At 72.6% G+C, this 15,322-nt stretch carries 15 protein-coding genes; 7 read left to right on the top strand and 8 right to left on the bottom strand.

Translation table 11 applies throughout. The features are described from left to right. Positions 1-220: 220 nt before the first annotated feature. The 3 genes from AB0A97_RS08565 to mce all read right to left on the bottom strand — a co-directional run bounded on the left by AB0A97_RS08565 (position 221) and on the right by mce (position 6,223). Entirely contained in the window at positions 221-1,159 is a 939-nt protein-coding gene (locus AB0A97_RS08565; RefSeq protein WP_031008063.1) for a cellulose-binding protein, read from the bottom strand. Positions 1,160-1,273: 114 nt separating this feature from the next. Continuing rightward, the gene (gene scy, locus AB0A97_RS08560) at positions 1,274-5,551 is read right to left on the bottom strand and encodes a polarized growth protein Scy (RefSeq protein WP_361146403.1); all 4,278 of its coding nucleotides are present in this window, start codon (positions 5,549-5,551) and stop codon (positions 1,274-1,276) included. Positions 5,552-5,749: 198 nt separating this feature from the next. Beyond that, positions 5,750-6,223, bottom strand: coding sequence for a methylmalonyl-CoA epimerase (mce, locus tag AB0A97_RS08555; RefSeq protein WP_361146400.1), 474 nt, complete (start codon positions 6,221-6,223; stop codon positions 5,750-5,752). 173 nt (positions 6,224-6,396) lie between these two features. Here mce and AB0A97_RS08550 point away from each other — a divergent pair, with 173 nt between their 5' ends. From AB0A97_RS08550 to AB0A97_RS08540, 3 genes are all read left to right on the top strand, one after another. Further along, positions 6,397-7,572: an acetyl-CoA C-acetyltransferase gene (locus tag AB0A97_RS08550; RefSeq protein ID WP_361147347.1), complete on the top strand. Its 1,176-nt coding sequence runs from the start codon at positions 6,397-6,399 to the stop codon at positions 7,570-7,572. Between the two features lie 95 nt (positions 7,573-7,667). Next, the gene (gene meaB / locus AB0A97_RS08545) at positions 7,668-8,636 is read left to right on the top strand and encodes a methylmalonyl Co-A mutase-associated GTPase MeaB (RefSeq protein WP_361146397.1); all 969 of its coding nucleotides are present in this window, start codon (positions 7,668-7,670) and stop codon (positions 8,634-8,636) included. 3 nt (positions 8,637-8,639) lie between these two features. Continuing rightward, complete coding sequence (locus AB0A97_RS08540; RefSeq protein WP_361146394.1) at positions 8,640-8,900, top strand: hypothetical protein; 261 nt, start codon at positions 8,640-8,642, stop codon at positions 8,898-8,900. Positions 8,901-8,975: 75 nt separating this feature from the next. Here the strand turns inward: AB0A97_RS08540 and AB0A97_RS08535 are convergent, their stop codons facing one another. Then, a complete protein-coding gene (locus tag AB0A97_RS08535) occupies positions 8,976-9,716 on the bottom strand; it encodes a PepSY domain-containing protein (protein WP_361146391.1) in 741 nt (246 codons plus the stop codon). A 39-nt stretch (positions 9,717-9,755) separates the two neighbouring features. On the opposite strand from AB0A97_RS08535, the gene AB0A97_RS08530 reads away from it, so the two are divergent. Both AB0A97_RS08530 and AB0A97_RS08525 read left to right on the top strand, forming a co-directional pair. Continuing rightward, on the top strand, positions 9,756-10,418 hold the full coding sequence (locus AB0A97_RS08530; protein ID WP_361146388.1) for a response regulator transcription factor: 663 nt from the start codon (positions 9,756-9,758) through the stop codon (positions 10,416-10,418). Then, a complete protein-coding gene (locus AB0A97_RS08525; RefSeq protein WP_361146385.1) occupies positions 10,411-11,826 on the top strand; it encodes a HAMP domain-containing sensor histidine kinase in 1,416 nt (471 codons plus the stop codon). Before AB0A97_RS08530 ends, AB0A97_RS08525 begins: the two co-directional genes overlap by 8 nt. Positions 11,827-11,890: 64 nt before the next feature. On the opposite strand, the gene AB0A97_RS08520 is transcribed toward AB0A97_RS08525, so the two are convergent. From AB0A97_RS08520 to AB0A97_RS08505, 4 genes are all read right to left on the bottom strand, one after another. Continuing rightward, positions 11,891-12,367, bottom strand: coding sequence for a MarR family transcriptional regulator (locus tag AB0A97_RS08520; protein WP_031008046.1), 477 nt, complete (start codon positions 12,365-12,367; stop codon positions 11,891-11,893). A 115-nt stretch (positions 12,368-12,482) separates the two neighbouring features. Further along, positions 12,483-13,256: an AIM24 family protein gene (locus tag AB0A97_RS08515; protein ID WP_361146382.1), complete on the bottom strand. Its 774-nt coding sequence runs from the start codon at positions 13,254-13,256 to the stop codon at positions 12,483-12,485. Then, positions 13,253-13,903 (bottom strand): AIM24 family protein, encoded by a 651-nt coding sequence (locus tag AB0A97_RS08510; protein ID WP_361146379.1) that lies wholly within the window; start codon positions 13,901-13,903, stop codon positions 13,253-13,255. The genes AB0A97_RS08515 and AB0A97_RS08510 overlap by 4 nt, the downstream gene beginning before the upstream one ends. Next, a complete protein-coding gene (locus tag AB0A97_RS08505; protein ID WP_361146376.1) occupies positions 13,903-14,541 on the bottom strand; it encodes an AIM24 family protein in 639 nt (212 codons plus the stop codon). The genes AB0A97_RS08510 and AB0A97_RS08505 overlap by 1 nt, the downstream gene beginning before the upstream one ends. Positions 14,542-14,670: 129 nt before the next feature. On the opposite strand from AB0A97_RS08505, the gene AB0A97_RS08500 reads away from it, so the two are divergent. Beyond that, entirely contained in the window at positions 14,671-15,015 is a 345-nt protein-coding gene (locus tag AB0A97_RS08500; RefSeq protein WP_361146373.1) for a DUF3817 domain-containing protein, read from the top strand. After that, a complete protein-coding gene (locus AB0A97_RS08495) occupies positions 15,012-15,317 on the top strand; it encodes an MTH1187 family thiamine-binding protein (protein ID WP_361146370.1) in 306 nt (101 codons plus the stop codon). The genes AB0A97_RS08500 and AB0A97_RS08495 overlap by 4 nt, the downstream gene beginning before the upstream one ends. Positions 15,318-15,322 lie beyond the last annotated feature (5 nt).

The following is a 15,322-nucleotide window of genomic DNA, read 5'->3' as shown; positions in this document are numbered from 1 at the left end:
ATCTCGGGCGTACCGGACATCGCGCACCGGGTCCGCCGGTCGCCGGAACGGCTTCGTGCGACGGTCCGTCCATCTGCTGAAAGCATTCCGCCCGCCCGGCCTCCGGGAGAGGCGGGGCGGGCGGAGCGCGTCTGCCGCCGTCGGGCGCGGTACCGGCCGTCACGGGAGCGGGCCGGGGGAACCCACCGGCCGCACCGGCGTCACAACGACGAACGGCGCCTCAGCGCGACTGCTGCGCCGGGACGCCGCGGGAGATGGGCTCCTCGTCCGCCGGGGTGCCGGCCGCGGCGACCGCCGCGCCGGTGAGCGTCGCGAGCATCTCGCGGACGTTCGTCAGCTGGGCGTTGATCGAGTCCCGGCGGTTGGTCAGCGCCGCCAGCTCCCGCTCGGACTCGCTGCGGATCCGGTCCGCCTTGGCGTTCGCGTCGGCCACGATGTCCTCGGCCTGGCGCTGCGCCGTCTCCACCGTCTGGCGGGCCCGGCGCTCCGCGTCCGTCCGCAGCTTCTCGGCCTCCAGCCGAAGCTGCTCGGCCCGGTGCTCGATCTCCGCCAGCCGCTTCTCGGCCTTGGCCTGACGGGAGGCCAGGTCCCGTTCGGACTGCTCGCGACGCTTGGCGAGGTTGGTCTCGAAGTCCGCGGCGGCCTGCGCGGCCTTGGCACGGGTCTCCTCGAAGAGGGAGTCCGCCTCCTCCCGCTTGGACTGCGCGTCCTTCTGCGCCTCGGCGCGCAGCGCGGTCGCCTCGCCCTGCGCCTTCTCGACGATGCGGGCGCCCTCGTCCTCGGCCTTGGCCTTGCGGTCCGTCGCGAACTGCTCGGCGTCGTTACGGACCTGCTGGGCGGCCGACTCGGCCAGCTCACGGTGCTGCTCGGCGGCCCGCCGGGCCTCCTCGCGCAGGTCCTTCGCCTCTTCCTCCGCGAGCCGGAGGATCTTCTCCACGCGCGCCCCGAGGCCCGCGTAGGACGGTTCGGCGTCGTTGACCTGGGCCTGGGCGTTCTGCGTTTCGAGGTGCAGCTCCTCGATCCGCTTCTCCAGCGAGGTGATACGGGCCAGGGCGCTGTCGCGGTCGGCGACCAGCTTCGAGATGCGGTCGTCCACCTGACCGCGGTCGTACCCACGCCGCACGAGCTCGAAGCCGTAGGGGGAGGAAGTGTCGCTCATGGGGTTCCTGTCGAAAGAGACCGGTGAGGTGATAAAGGGAATCCTAGGGGCCGCAACGGCGTGTCATCGAGTCATTGCGCGTTCGAAGTGGAGAATGGCCCCTCATTCGGGTGGCTACCCCTCAGACTGCTTGCCACTCGAACGAGTTGCGCCCGCCCCCGCAGCGGCCTTCGCCCCGTCCTTGCCACCACCGTTGGCCGGGGCCTCGAAAGACTCCAACGCCTCCAGCACGTCCTGGACACGGGAGATCTCCGCGTTGATGTCCTTGCGGCGCCGCACCAGTACCTCCAGCTCGCGCTTGCCCTCCGCCACGATCTGCTCCGCCTCCGCCCGGGCCTCGGCGCGCAGTCGCTCCGACTCCCGTACGGCCTCGGCCTTCTTCTGCTCGGCCTCCTTGAGCAGCCCCTCCGCCTTCTTCACCGCGGCGATCCGGACCTTGCTGGCCTCGCTGCTGGCGTCCGACACCATCCGCTTGGCCTTCTCCTCGGCCTCCGCCTGCTGCTGCGTGGCCTGCGCGATCAGCTTGTCGACCCGCTCCCCGGCGTTCTTCATCGTCTCCGAGGACTCGCGGCGGGCCCGCTCGTGCAGCTCCTCGACCTCGCTCTCGATCCGGGCCCGCAGCTCCTCGGCGCGGTCCCTTATCGCGGTGGCGTCCCCGCGGGCCTCGCTCAGCAGGACGTCCGCGTCCGTACGGGACTTCTCGACCCGCGCGTTGCCCTCGGCGGTGGCCTCGGCGACGATCCGGTCGGCCTCCTTGCGGGCCGCGCCCACCATCCGGTCGGCCTGCTCCTCGGCGGCGGTCGCCGACTTCAGCGCCTCCTCCTGGGCCTTGGCCACCAGTTGGTCGGCCTGCTCGGCGGCGTCCGCGCGGCGCTGCGCGGCGTCCTTGCGGGCCGCGTCGACGGTCTGCTCCGACTCCTCCAGCGCCTCGGTGCGCAGCCGGTCGGCCTCCGCCTCCGCTGCCTCCTTGATCCGCTCGGACTCGGCACGCGTCCGGGTGGCGTGCTCCTGCGCCGAGGTGACGGTGTCCGCCGCCTCCGCGCGCAGCCGGTCCGCCTCCGCGGTGGCCTCGGCGATCATCCGGTCCGCCTGCTCGCGGGCGTCCGCCCGGGTGCGGTCGGCGTCCCGCTCGGCGCCCGCGACGGTCTCCGCCGCGTCCGCGCGCAGCTTCTCGGCCTCGCTGCCGGCCTCGGACATCAGCTGGTCGGCCTGCTCGGCGGCGTCCGAACGGGTCTTGTTCGCCGCCTCGCGCGCCGCGTCGCCGATCCGCTCGGCCTCCTGGCGCGCGGTCTCCAGCGCCTCGGCGGCCTCGGCCCGCAGCCGCTCCGCCTCGGCGGTCGCCTCCGCGACCAGCTCCGCGGCCCGCTGCTCGCCCTCGGCCCGCAGCCGCTCGGCGGCCTCCTGGCCCTCGCGGACCGTGCGGTCCGCGTCGTCCTGCGCCGAAGAGGTCAGCTCGGTCGCCTCGGTGACGATCCGTTCGGCCTCCGCGCGCGCCTCGGTGAGGAGCTGGTCCACCTGTTCGGCGGCGTCCGAACGCATCCGGTTGGCGTCGTTGCGGGCCTCCGCGCGGGCCCGGTTGGCGTCCTGCTCGGCCGAGGCCAGCGCGTCGGACGCGTCCGTACGCATCTGCTGCGCCTTGGCGGAAGCGTCCGACACCAGCTTCTCGGCCTGCGCGGTCGCCTCCGAGATCAGACTGTCGGCCTGCTCGGCGGCGTCCGTACGGACCTGGCCGGCCGCCTCGCGCGCCTCGTCCAGCGTGCTGTCGGCCTCCGCGCGCAGCCGCTCGGCCTCGGCGCCGGCCTCCGTGCGCAGCCGCTCGGCCTCCGCGATGGCCTCCGCGACCGTGCGGTCCGCCAGCGCCTTGGCGGCCTCGGCCTCCTCCTGGGCCTCGCGCCGGGTGCGGCCCGCGTCCTCGGTGGCGCGCTCGCGCTCCGCGTAGGCGTCGGCCCGTACCCGGTCGGCCTCCTCCTGCGCCTCGGTCCGCGTACGGTCCGCGGCGTGCTCGGCCGCCGAGCGCAGCCCGGCGATCTCCTCCTCGGCCTGCTCGTGCAGCCCGGCGACCGCGTCCCGCACCTGCTGGGCGGTCTGCTCCGCGGCGGCGACCAGCTCGGCGGCGCGCCGGTCCGCCTCCTCGACCAGCCGCTCCGCCTCCTCCTGCGCCTCGGCCACCCGCTTACGGGCCGAGGCGAGCAGCTCCTCGCTCTGCTCGCGCGCGGCCGTGCGCTCCTGGTGGGCCTCCTCGCGGGCCTCGCCGAGCAGCTCCTCGGCCTCCCGGCGGCGGCGGGCCGCCTCCTCCTGGGCGGCGGCCAGCGCCTCGGCGGCCTCGGTGCCGGTGCGCTCCGCGGCGGCCGCGGCCTCCGCGCGCACCCGGTCCGCGGTCTCCTGCGCCTCGGTCTTCAGCCGCTCCGCCTCGGCGGCGGCGTCACTGCGCAGCCGTACGGCGACGGACTCGCCCTCGGCGCGCGCGGCGGACGCGTCGGTCGCCGCCTCCGAACGCAGCCGCTCGGCCTCGTCCTCGGCCTGCTGCTGGAGCACCCGCAGCCGCTCCGCCGACTCCGCCTTGAGCTTGGCGGCCTCCTCCTGCGCCTCCCGGCGCAGCTTCTCGGCCTCGCCACGGGCGTCGTGCAGCGCCTCCTCGGCCGCGGTGACCTTCTCGGCCGCCTCCGCCTGGAGCCGGTCCAGCTCCTCCTGCACCTCGGTGCGGCGCTCGGCGGCGGCCTCCTCGGCCTCCGTACGCAGCTGCCGCGCGGCCTCCTCGGCCTCCGCCTTCAGCGCCGCGGCGGCCTCCTCGCCCTCGCCGCGCAGCTCCTCGGCCTCCGCGCGGGCGCGCTCCAGCGCCTCCTCGGCCTGCTTGCGCAGCGCCGTGGCCCGCTCGATGGCCTCGGTACGGACCCGCTCGCTCTCCGCGCTCGCGCCCGAACGGGTCTCCTCGGCGTCCGACTTCGCCTTGGCCAGCAGCTCCTCGGCGGTGGCGGCCGCCTCCTCGATCTGCTGGACCGCCTCGCGGCGCGCCTCGGCCCGGATCCGGTCGCCCTCGTCGACGGCCTCGGACCGAAGCTGCTCGGCCTCGCCGCGCAGCCGCCGTGCCTCCTCCTGGAGCTCGACGGTCTTGGCGCGGTACTCCTTCGTGTCGTCCTTGGCGGCGCCCTTGAGCTGCTCGGCGGTGTCGTGCGCCTCACCGCGCAGCCGGTCCGCCTCGGCCTCGGCCTCCCGGCGGACCCGCTCGGCCTCCTCGGCGGCGGCCTTCGTGGTGGCCTTGGCGTCCTCCGACGCCTTGGTCAGCACCTCCTCGGCGGTGCGCGCGGCCTTCGCGAGCTGGGCCGCGGAGTCCTCCGCCGCCTTGGACCTGGCGGCCTCCTGCGCCTCGGCGACCAGCCGCTCGGTCTCCGCACGGGCGTCCGCGCGGAGCTGCTCGGCCTCCGCCTTGAGGGCGTCGGCCTCCTTCGTGGCCTCGGCGACCAGCCGGGCGATCTCCGCCTTGGCGGTCCGCAGCCGCTGTTCCTGGTCCGACTCGGCGGCCGACAGCCGCTTGGCCGCGCTCTCCTGCGCCTCGGTGACCAGCTTCTCCGCCTCGGCGCGTGCCTCGCGCAGCGCGCGGTCGGCCTCCTGCATCCGGGCCTCGGCGGTCTTCGTCAGCTCGGCGGCCTGCCGCCGCGCCTCCTCGGACTCCGTGCCGACACTCGTACGGAGCTGCTCGGCCTGCTCCGTGGCCTCCTGGGCCTGGCTGGAGGCGGCGTTCAGCAGCCGCTCGGCGTCCGTACGGGCCCGGCGCAGGATCGCGTCGGCCTCGGCACGGGCCTGCTCGGCCTCGCTGCCCAGCCGGGCGCGGGTCTGCTCGGCCAGCCGCTGCGCCTCGGCGCGGGCGGCGCTCAGCGCCTGCTCGGCCTCGGCCCGCGACTCGTCCATGAGACGGCGCGCCTGCGACTCCGTACGGGCGCGGAGCTGCTCCGCCCAGGCGACGTTCTCGTTGACGTGCGACTCGACGGTCTGGCGGCGCTCGTTGAGCTCCTCGTCCAGCCGACGGCGCCGTTCGACCGCCTCGGCGTGCAGGTCGGCCTCCATGCGCGCCTGGCGCTCGGCCTGCTCCTGCAGCAGCCGCTGCGTCTGGGCGCGGGCCTCGCGCACCTCGCGCTCGGCGTCGGTGCGCAACTGGTCGGCCTGGATCTGGGCGTTGCGCAGCAGCTGCTCGGCCTGGTGGCTGACGTTGTCGTAGGCGGGGCGGGCCGCGATGGTGCGCCGCGCCTCGTGGAGCTTGGCTCGCAACACCTCGACCTGGTACCCGAGGTCGTCGGCGTGCTGGACCGCCTTGTCCCGCTCCGTCTTCAGCCGCTCCATCTCGGCCTCGAACTGCGAGAGGTGGTCGTCAGCCTCGTAGCGGTCGTTGCCCCGCACTGCGCGGTCCCATCCGTCCCCTGGTCATGGTGGCGGCCGGCTCCCATCTGCGTTCCGCAGCCCGAAATGCCTCGTGCCGGGCGCGTGCTGGAGCTGACCCTTCCGAAGAAATGGTGTCAGATCATCGGCGGAGTGTGGACCGGGCCCCGACCCGGCCCCCGGCCGAAGGTGCACTCTACCGGCCGGGGAAGGGAAAGGTCAGTGCTCTGTCGTGGAGGGAGACGTGGAAGCGGGGGCGGCGGTTCCCTCGTGGGGCGCCGCGGTGACCAGTTCGGTCAGTACGCCGTGGCAGTCCTTGGGATGCAGAAAGGTGATCCGCGACCCCATGGAGCCCACGCGCGGCTCGTCGTAGAGCACCCGGACCCCCTTCTCCCGAACGGCCCCGGCGTCCCCGTCCACATCCGCCGTACCGAAGGCGATGTGGTGCACCCCTTCACCGTTCTTGGCGAGCCACTTGCCCACCGCGGAGTCCGCCCGGGTGGGTTCCAGGAGCTGGAGGTACGAGGCGCCGCCGTCCGACGTATCGTTGATCTTCAGCATGGCCTCGCGGACGCCCTGCTCCTCGTTGACCTCGGTGTGGAACACCTCGAAGCCGTACGTGGCGCGGTAGAACTCGACGGTCGTGTCGAGGTTCTCGCAGGCGATCCCGATGTGGTCGATTCGCGTCAGCATGGCTCCAGTGCACCGCCCGCACGCGTGGTTACGCAACGTGCGCGCGATCACACCCGCAGCCCGGTGACCCGGCGTCTACCGCTCAGTACATTGACGGGAACCCTCGTTAACCTCCCTGTACAGGAAGGGCCGCGCTGATGTCGACAGCGAACGGTACGTCCAGCACCACCTCCGTGATCGTCGCGGGCGCCCGTACCCCCATGGGCCGCCTGCTGGGATCCCTGCGCAGCTTCTCCGGCGCCGACCTGGGCGGCGCCGCCATCAAGGCCGCGCTGGACCGGGCGGGCATCGGCGGCGACCAGGTCGAGTACGTGATCATGGGTCAGGTGCTGCAGGCCGGCGCGGGCCAGATCCCCGCCCGCCAGGCCGCCGTCAAGGCCGGCATCCCGATGAGCGTGCCGGCGCTGACCGTCAACAAGGTCTGCCTCTCCGGCCTGGACGCCATCGCCCTCGCCGACCAGCTGATCCGCGCCGGCGAGTTCGACGTGGTCGTCGCCGGCGGCCAGGAGTCCATGACCAACGCGCCCCACCTGCTGCCCAAGTCCCGCGAGGGCTTCAAGTACGGCGCCGTCGAGATGCTCGACTCGATGGCCCACGACGGCCTCACCGACGCGTACGAGAACGTCGCCATGGGCGAGTCGACCGAGAAGCACAACACCCGCCTGGGCATCGGCCGCGCCGAGCAGGACGAGATCGCCGCCCGCTCCCACCAGCGGGCCGCCGCCGCCCAGAAGAACGGCCTCTTCGAGGCCGAGATCACCCCCGTGGAGATCCCGCAGCGCAAGGGCGAGCCGGTCGTCTTCAGCAAGGACGAGGGCATCCGCGGGGAGACCACCACCGAAACCCTCGCCAAACTCCGTCCCGCCTTCGCCAAGGACGGCACCATCACCGCCGGCACCTCCTCCCAGATCTCCGACGGCGCCGCCGCGGTGGTCGTCATGAGCAAGGCCAAGGCCGAGGAACTGGGCCTGGAGTGGATCGCCGAGATCGGCGCGCACGGCAACGTGGCGGGCCCGGACAACTCCCTCCAGTCCCAGCCGAGCAACGCGATCCGGCACGCTCTGGGCAAGGCCGGCCTCACCGTCGAGGATCTTGACCTGATCGAGATCAACGAGGCGTTCGCCGCGGTGGCCGTGCAGTCAATGAAGGATCTCGGGGTGTCGCCGGAAAAGGTGAACGTCAACGGCGGAGCCATTGCGCTGGGTCACCCGATCGGCATGTCCGGCGCCCGCATCGTGCTCCACCTCGCCCTGGAACTGCGGCGGCGCGGCGGCGGTGTCGGCGTGGCGGCCCTGTGCGGCGGCGGTGGTCAGGGCGACGCGCTGATCCTCCGCGTACCGGGCAAGTAGCCGGAGCGCGACGGACCGGGCGGGCCGGGACCCGCCCGCCCCGTCACGCAGCGTGTCCAAGCGAACGTGAGAACCGAGCTGGGAGGAGCTGGGCCGTGGTGGACGTCCCCGCACTGGTGGAACAGGCACGGCAGGGCCGGCCGCGGGCCGTGGCCCGGCTGATCTCGCTGGTGGAGGGCGCGTCCCCGCAGCTGCGCGAGGTGATGGCGGCGCTGGCCCCCCTGGCCGGCGGCGCGTACGTCGTCGGCCTCACCGGCTCGCCCGGCGTCGGCAAGTCGACCTCGACCTCCGCCCTGGTCAGCGCCTACCGGCGGGCCGGCAAACGGGTGGGCGTGCTCGCCGTCGACCCGTCCTCCCCGTTCTCCGGCGGCGCCCTCCTCGGCGACCGCGTCCGCATGTCGGACCACGCGTCCGACCCCGGCGTCTACATCCGCTCCATGGCCACCCGCGGCCACCTGGGCGGCCTCGCCTGGGCCGCGCCCCAGGCCATCCGGGTGCTGGACGCGGCCGGCTGCGACGTGATCCTCGTCGAGACGGTGGGCGTCGGCCAGTCCGAGGTCGACATCGCCGGCCAGGCCGACACCACGATGGTCCTGCTGGCCCCCGGCATGGGCGACGGCATCCAGGCGGCCAAGGCCGGAATCCTGGAGATCGGCGACGTCTACGTCGTCAACAAGGCCGACCGCGACGGCGCCGACGCGACGGCCCGCGAGCTCAACCACATGCTCGGCCTCGGCGAGTCCCGCGCCCCCGGCGACTGGCGCCCACCGATCGTCAAGACGGTCGCCGCCCGGGGCCAGGGCACCGACGAGGTCGTCGAAGCCCTGGAAAAGCACCGCGCCTGGTCGGAAGAGCACGGCACCCTGGCGGAACGCCGCCGCACCCGCGCGGCCCGCGAGGTCGAGACGATCGCGGTCACCCGCCTGCGGGAGCGGATCGGCGATCTACGGGGCGACCGGCGGCTGTCCGTGCTCGCCGAGCGGATCGTCGCCGGCGAGCTGGACCCGTACGCGGCGGCGGACGAGCTGGTGGCGGGGGTCACGGGGGAGGAGGCGGAGGACTGACCCGTGGACCGCACATCCCTGGACGCGCTCGCGTCCGGCCTGAAGGAGAGCGGGACTCCTGACCGAGAGCAGGTGTTCCGGGAACTGCGGGAACAGGGGAGGTCTCCGGTCGAGACCATCTACGTCGTGGCCCGCGTGTTCGGCATGTCCCACCCGGAAGCGAAGAGCGCGATCTACGAGAGCCCTGCCTGGCGCGACCGAGGAGCGGACTGGCGGCGGCTGCAGGACGAAGCCGCCGGGAGCGCCGGCGACTGCTCGCGCTGAGTGAAGGCCATGGCTCGGAGGGGCTTCCCGCGCGCGGGAAACCCCTCCGTTCATGCGTGCCGGGCCGTGGAGCCCTCAGTCGTCCTGGCCGCCGTTGTCGTCGTCATCCGCGTCCCGCGGGGCAACCGTCACCTTGCCGCTCTTCGGGTCGACGTTGAGCTTGTGCTCCTTGCCGTCCTTGCTGACGGTTTCGACCTCCCACACGGCACTGGACCGGTGATCGTCGTCCAGGTCGACGGAGGTGACGGTGCCGTACCGGGCAGCGGCCTTCCGGGCCGCCTCCGTGGCGTCGACGGTGGTGCCCTTCAGCTCGGCGCGGGCGTGATCGACGCCGTGGTCGTCGTCACCCTCGTGCTCGACGTGCTGGTTCAGGACCTTCGCGTTGCCGGCGTCGAGGGTGACCTCGTGCCACTTGCCGTCCTTGCCGAGGACGTCGACCTCCCAGACCAGACCGGGCCGGTCCTGGTCGAGGTCGATGCCGGTGACGGTGCCGGGGGCGGCCTTCAGGGCCGCGGCGGCGGCCTCGGGGGCGGAGACGGTCGCCGCCCTGGCCTCCCGTGCGTCCTCGTTCACGTCGTCGTCGGGGACGCTGACGCTGGAACGCGGAGTGGAAGACGCCGACGGCGAAGACGCCTGCCCGGAGTCGCCGCTGAAGGCGACGGCGGTAGCGGTACCGCCGCCGATGAGGGCGGCCGCGGCCACGGTGGCGATGACGATGTTGCGCTTCATCTCGGTTCGTTCTCCCCGGTTGGTGAGGTGCTGCTCGATGACGTGTTCCACAGTGGCCGGGGGAAGCTGAAGCCAGGCTGAAGTCACCTGAAGGGTTCTTCAGGCGGGCGGTGGCATCGTGTGCGTATGCGCCTGTTGATCGTGGAGGACGAGAAGCGGCTGGCCCTGTCGCTGGCCAAGGGTCTGAGGGCCGAGGGGTACGCGGTCGATGTGGTGCACGACGGCCTGGAGGGCCTGCACCGGGCGGGTGAGGGCACCTACGACCTGGTCGTGCTGGACATCATGCTGCCGGGGATGAACGGCTACCGCGTGTGCGGGGCGCTGCGCGCCGCCGGGAACGACGTGCCGATCCTGATGCTGACGGCCAAGGACGGGGAGTACGACGAGGCCGAGGGGCTGGACACCGGCGCGGACGACTATCTGACGAAGCCGTTCTCGTACGTGGTGCTGGTGGCCCGGATCAAGGCGCTGCTGCGCCGCCGCGGGCGCACGGCGTTGCCCGTCTTGCGGGTGGGGGAGCTGAGCATCGACCAGGGGGCCCGGCGGGTGGAGCGTGCCGGGGAAGAAGTCGTCCTGACCGCCAAGGAGTTTGCCGTGCTGGAGCACCTGGCGCTGCGCGCGGGGGACGTGGTGTCGAAGGCGGAGATCCTGGAGCACGTCTGGGACTTCGCGTACGAGGGCGACAACAACATCGTCGAGGTGTACGTGAGCGCGCTGCGCCGGAAGCTGGGCGCCGCGGCGATCGCGACGGTGCGCGGCGCCGGGTACCGGCTGGTGTCCGGTGCGTAGGGTCTTCGGGAAGGTCCGGGTCCGGGCCGCGGCGGGCGCCTCGCTGGTGGTGGCGGTCGCGCTGGTCGCGGCGGGGACGGCGCTGCTGCTGGTGCTGAAGAACAACCTGGTGGGACAGGCGGACCTGCAGGCGGAGAACGCCGCGCGGGAGGTCGCGACGCAGATCGCGACCGGCAAGCCGTACGAGAAGCTGGACCTGCCGGACGGGGACGACCGTCCGGTGGTGGTGCTGGCCGAGGACGGGCGGGTGCTGGCGGCGGGGGACGACGTACGGGCGGTGGACGGGAAGGCCGTGACGGAGCGGCAGCCGCCGGCGACGCGGCAGCCGGACGGGTCCGGCTCCGGCTCCGACGACGATGACGACGACCGGGAGATCAAGCCTGGCGAGGTCGAGGACAAGGCCCGGCACAGCGGTGGTACGGCCACGGTCGGGCACCGGACGGCGGACTACCGGTTCGCCACCGTCGAGGCCAAGGACACGCAGGGCGACAAGGCCGTCGTACGGGCCGGGGCGCCGCTGGCGGCCGAGCGGGAGGCGGTGGGCTCGGTGCGCACCGCGATGCTCATCGGGCTGCCCTGCCTGCTGCTGGTCGTGGCCGGGGTGACCTGGCTGGTCACGCGGCGGGCGCTGCGCCCGGTGGAGGGCATCCGGCGGGAGATGGCGGCGATCACGGCCAGTACGGACCTGTCGCGCCGGGTGCCGGAGCCGGGCTCGCGGGACGAGATCGACCGGCTGGCCCGTACGACCAACGAGACGCTGGGCGCGCTCCAGGAGTCGGTGGAGCGGCAGCGCCGGTTCGTCGCGGACGCCTCGCACGAGCTGCGCAGCCCGATCGCGAGCCTGCGGACGCAACTGGAGGTGGGCATCGCCCACCCGGAGCTGTTGGACGCCGAGGGCGCCGTGGAGGACGCCGTACGGCTGCAGAACCTGGCGGCGGACCTGTTGCTGCTGGCGCGGCTGGACGCGGGGGAGCGGCCCGCGGACACCCGGATCGACCTGGCGGCGCTGGTGCGGGAGGAGGTCTCGCAGCGGGTCGGGGACCGGATCGCGGTACAGGTGGGGGACCTGGCGGGCGTGGAGGTGGCCGGGTCGCGGAGCCAGGTGGGGCGGGTGCTGGGGAACCTGCTGGACAACGCGGAGCGGCACGCGGCGGGCACCGTACGGGCGAGCGTGGTGCGCGACGGGCGGTGGGCCGTGCTGCGGGTCGAGGACGACGGGCCCGGGGTGCCGCCGGAGGAGCGGGAGCGGATCTTCGAACGGTTCGTACGGCTCGACGACGCCCGCAGCCGGGACGACGGCGGGGCCGGTCTCGGCCTCGCCATCGCCCGCGACGTGGCGGAACGGCACGGCGGCACACTGGCCGTGCGCGACGGCTCGGTGTTCGAACTGCGGCTGCCGGCGGCGTAGCGGCCGGGGCCGCGGCCGCCCGTGGTGCGCGACGGCCGGGCCCGTACCCCCGGCGGCGTAGCCGTCAGACCTTGCCGCGGCGGCCCCTCAGGTGCTCGGCCACCGGGGTCAGGGACGCCCGCAGGGATTCGAGGTTCTCGGGGGCGAACAGGTCGATGAAGTGCCGCCGTACGGACGCGACGTGGTGCGGCGCGACCCGGCGCATGGTGTCCCAGCCGTCGTCCGTGAGCACCGCGTAGAGGCCGCGGCGGTCGGACTCGCAGCTCTCCCGGCGCACCAGGCCCGCGTTCTCCATACGGGTGATCTGGTGGGACAGACGGCTCTTGGACTGCAGGGTGGCGGCCGCCAGGTCGCTCATGCGCAGCCGCCGGTCCTCGGCCTCGGAGAGGTTGACCAGGATCTCGTAGTCGTTGTTGGTCAGTCCGAACGGCTGCAGGTCGCGCTCCAGCTGGTGCATCAGCAGCCGGCTGACGTCCAGGTGGGTACGCCAGGCTCGCTGCTCCTGCTCGGTCAGCCAGGGAGTGTCGCTGTCGGTCGTCATGAATGAATTCTACCCGTGAAAGTTGAATATCGAATTAGTCATGGCTGTGACATGGCTCAGGCGCTCGGTCGGGCGCTTGCTCAGACGTTCGAGGTCACCGTCCGCAGACTACCGCTCACAGCCCGAAGCGGCGCTGGAGCCCCCCGAGGGCGCCCGGGAGCTGCGGCGGTTGTGAGCCACTTTGGCGAGTTGCCTCACCCCCGCCCGGCACCCCCGCCTCGGCCGCCACCTCCCCCGTCGCCAGCTCGGGCATCAGCTGTTCGGTGGACTGGAGCAGCACCGTGCCCGCCCCGACGAACTCGAACTGGTGCTCCTCGCCGGAGACCCCGCCCAGGCCCGTGTGCGCCCGTACGCCGCCCAGGAACCCGCGCAGGTACTGGTGGTCGTAGTGGTGGCAGGGCGAGGGGCAGTCGGCCCAGCCCACCAGGGCCTGCGGGTCCACCCGGATCGGCGGCTCCATGAAGACCACCGGCCCGTTGGAGGCGGCCACGAACTTGCCCGTGCCGATCAGCGTGAGGAACCCTGGAATGATCGACTGCTTCAGCGACAGAGATGGCTGAAAGGCGAGCAGGTTGCCCGAGCGAATGGTCAGGTTGCCGTCTTCGAGATCGTAGGAATTGACGTCGAACGCCCGGTCGGCGAGGAGCATCTTGCCCTGGCCCTCGGCGACGACCCAGTCCGCCGCGTGCAAAGGCGAATGGAAGCTGTGGGCCACCAGGCGGTCCAGAGCCCCGTGTCCGATGCCCTGGAAGTCGATCCGCCCGTAATAGGCGATCATCTTCCCCTTCTGCAGGAACCACTGGCCGTTCAGGTCCACGCTGAAGGTGTACTCGTTGACGTTGTCGTCCGAGGGGAGCGTGTGGGGGTCGAGAACGACGGGACCGGTCACAGTTTCTCCTCCGACGCCTGTACGTAGACGGTGCCCTGGCCGGACAGCTCCAACTGGAACGCCTCACCCGAGCCGCGGCCGACCATGTCGCGCCAGCCGAGGGCCGTGGAGAGCTTGTTGCGGACGTCGCCGCGGTGCGCCACGTACGCCTGCGGGTCGACGTGGACGGGCCCCTGCGGGGTGATGGGCAGCTCGATGACCCCGCCGTGCGCCATCACGGCCACCGCGCCCTGCCCCTTGAGGGTCGTGGTGAACAGGCCCTGGCCGGTGACCTGGCCGCGCACCATGCCCATCACGCCGCCCTGCGAGCCCATGAACATCGTGCCCTGCTGGAGCGTCCCGTCGAAGGCGAGCAGCCGGTCCGCCTCGACGTACAGGGTCTCGCCGGTCAGGTCGACGACGTGGATGTGGTGGCCGCCGTGCCCGAAGAGGACGGTGCCACTGCCCTCCACGGTCATCAAGGGCGTCGCCTCGTTGGCGATCCGCCGCCCGATCATCGAGCCGATGCCGCCCTGGCCGCCCTGGATGTTCGGGGTGAAGCTGACGTCGCCCTGGTAGGCGAGCATCGCGCCGCGCTGGCTGTACATCCGCTGCCCGGGGCCGACCTGCGCACGCACCATGCGGGAGTTGACGAGGGTGAACGGCATCAGACCTCCCCGCCGATGGTGTTGCGCTCGCTGGGCTGTACGTACACCAGGCCCTCGCCCTCGAAGCGGATCTGGAAGGACTCGCCGGAGCCCTCGCCCATGAAGGTGCGGAAGTTCACCCCGGACTGGAAGTGCTGCTTGAGGTCGCCGGTGTGCGCGACGTACGCGCCCGGGTCGACCTGGAGCGGGTACTGCTTGGTGACGCGCAGCACCACGGCGGGCCCGTCGGAGACGATCGCGGCCTGGCCGCTGCCCTCGACGGTGGTGGTGAACAGGCCGTTGCCCTGCGAGGCGCCGCGCAGGCCGGTGAAAGTGGTGCCAGTGCGCAGCGACGCGTCCGTGCACAGCAGATTGCTGGCTTCCACGTAGAGCTTCTCGCCGTGCAGCCGCACGAGGTTGATCTCGCTCGCGCGGTCGGCGAAGTAGCAGGTGCCGTGGCCTTTCACCTCCATCACTTCCATCTGTTCACCGGTCAGCCGGCGGGTGACCATGCCGCGCAGCCCGTCACCGCCGCCGGTCATCTTCTTGAACGTCATCCGGCCGTCGTAGGCGACCATCGCGCCGTTCTTCGCCTTGACGGCATCGCCGGTCATGTCGACGGCGAGCACTTTGCTCCCCTGGAGCCGAAACTGAGCCACAGGATCGAAGGTAACCGGCGCACCGACCCCTGAACAGTGATCCTTTGCGGGCCTGCAACAATGGGGACGCCCTTGTGAAATGTCGCACAAGCGCATCGTGCCGCCACCTGCCACCCGAACGAGGTTCCCGTGGACATCAAGACCGCTTCCGCCCTGCGCCGGCTCCGCCTGGCGTCCGTACCCGAAGCCGCCTCTTGGTTGCTGCTGATCGTCTGCACCATCCTGAAGTACACGACCGACTTCAACGCGGTGCCGGTCCTGGGCCCGGTGCACGGCGTGCTGTTCATCCTGTACGTGCTCTTCTGGCTGGACGCCTGGAACCGCACGAAGTGGTCCTTCGGGACCGCCGCCCTCTACTTCGTCCTGTCCATCGTGCCGACCGGCGGGTTCATCGCCGACCGCCGCCTCAAGCGGGAGGCCGAGGCCACCGTGATCGCTGCCCGCGCCCGCCGGGAAGGCGTGGTCAACGCATGATCGTCGCCTTCTCGGTGAGCCCGCTGGGCGTGGGCGAGGACGTCGGGGAGTACGTCGCCGACGCCGTACGGGTGGTCCGCGAGTCCGGGCTGCCCAACCGTACGGACGCCATGTTCACGTCCATCGAGGGCGAGTGGGACGAGGTCATGGACGTCGTCAAGCGCGCCGTGGCCGCCGTCGAGGCGCGCGCCGGGCGGGTCTCGCTCGTCCTGAAGGCCGACATCAGGCCCTCCGTCACCGACGGCCTCACCTCCAAGGTCGAGACCGTCGAGCGCTACCTCGCGGCGGGCCCCGGCGACTGACCGGC

This window comes from Streptomyces sp. NPDC045470 (assembly GCF_040646595.1).
In the GTDB taxonomy this organism is placed as follows: domain Bacteria; phylum Actinomycetota; class Actinomycetes; order Streptomycetales; family Streptomycetaceae; genus Streptomyces.
This window is presented reverse-complemented; position numbering and strand designations above follow the sequence as displayed.

Bases quoted from the DNA above. Each gene is read 5' to 3' on its own strand.
- AB0A97_RS08510 (WP_361146379.1), bottom strand. From the start codon at position 13,903: ATGCCGTTCACCCTCGTCAACTCCCGCATGGTGCGTGCGCAGGTCGGC.
- mce (WP_361146400.1), bottom strand. From the start codon at position 6,223: ATGCTGACGCGAATCGACCACATCGGGATCGCCTGCGAGAACCTCGAC.
- AB0A97_RS08495 (WP_361146370.1), top strand. From the start codon at position 15,012: ATGATCGTCGCCTTCTCGGTGAGCCCGCTGGGCGTGGGCGAGGACGTC.
- AB0A97_RS08520 (WP_031008046.1), bottom strand. From the start codon at position 12,367: ATGACGACCGACAGCGACACTCCCTGGCTGACCGAGCAGGAGCAGCGA.
- AB0A97_RS08565 (WP_031008063.1), bottom strand. From the start codon at position 1,159: ATGAGCGACACTTCCTCCCCCTACGGCTTCGAGCTCGTGCGGCGTGGG.
- AB0A97_RS08530 (WP_361146388.1), top strand. From the start codon at position 9,756: ATGCGCCTGTTGATCGTGGAGGACGAGAAGCGGCTGGCCCTGTCGCTG.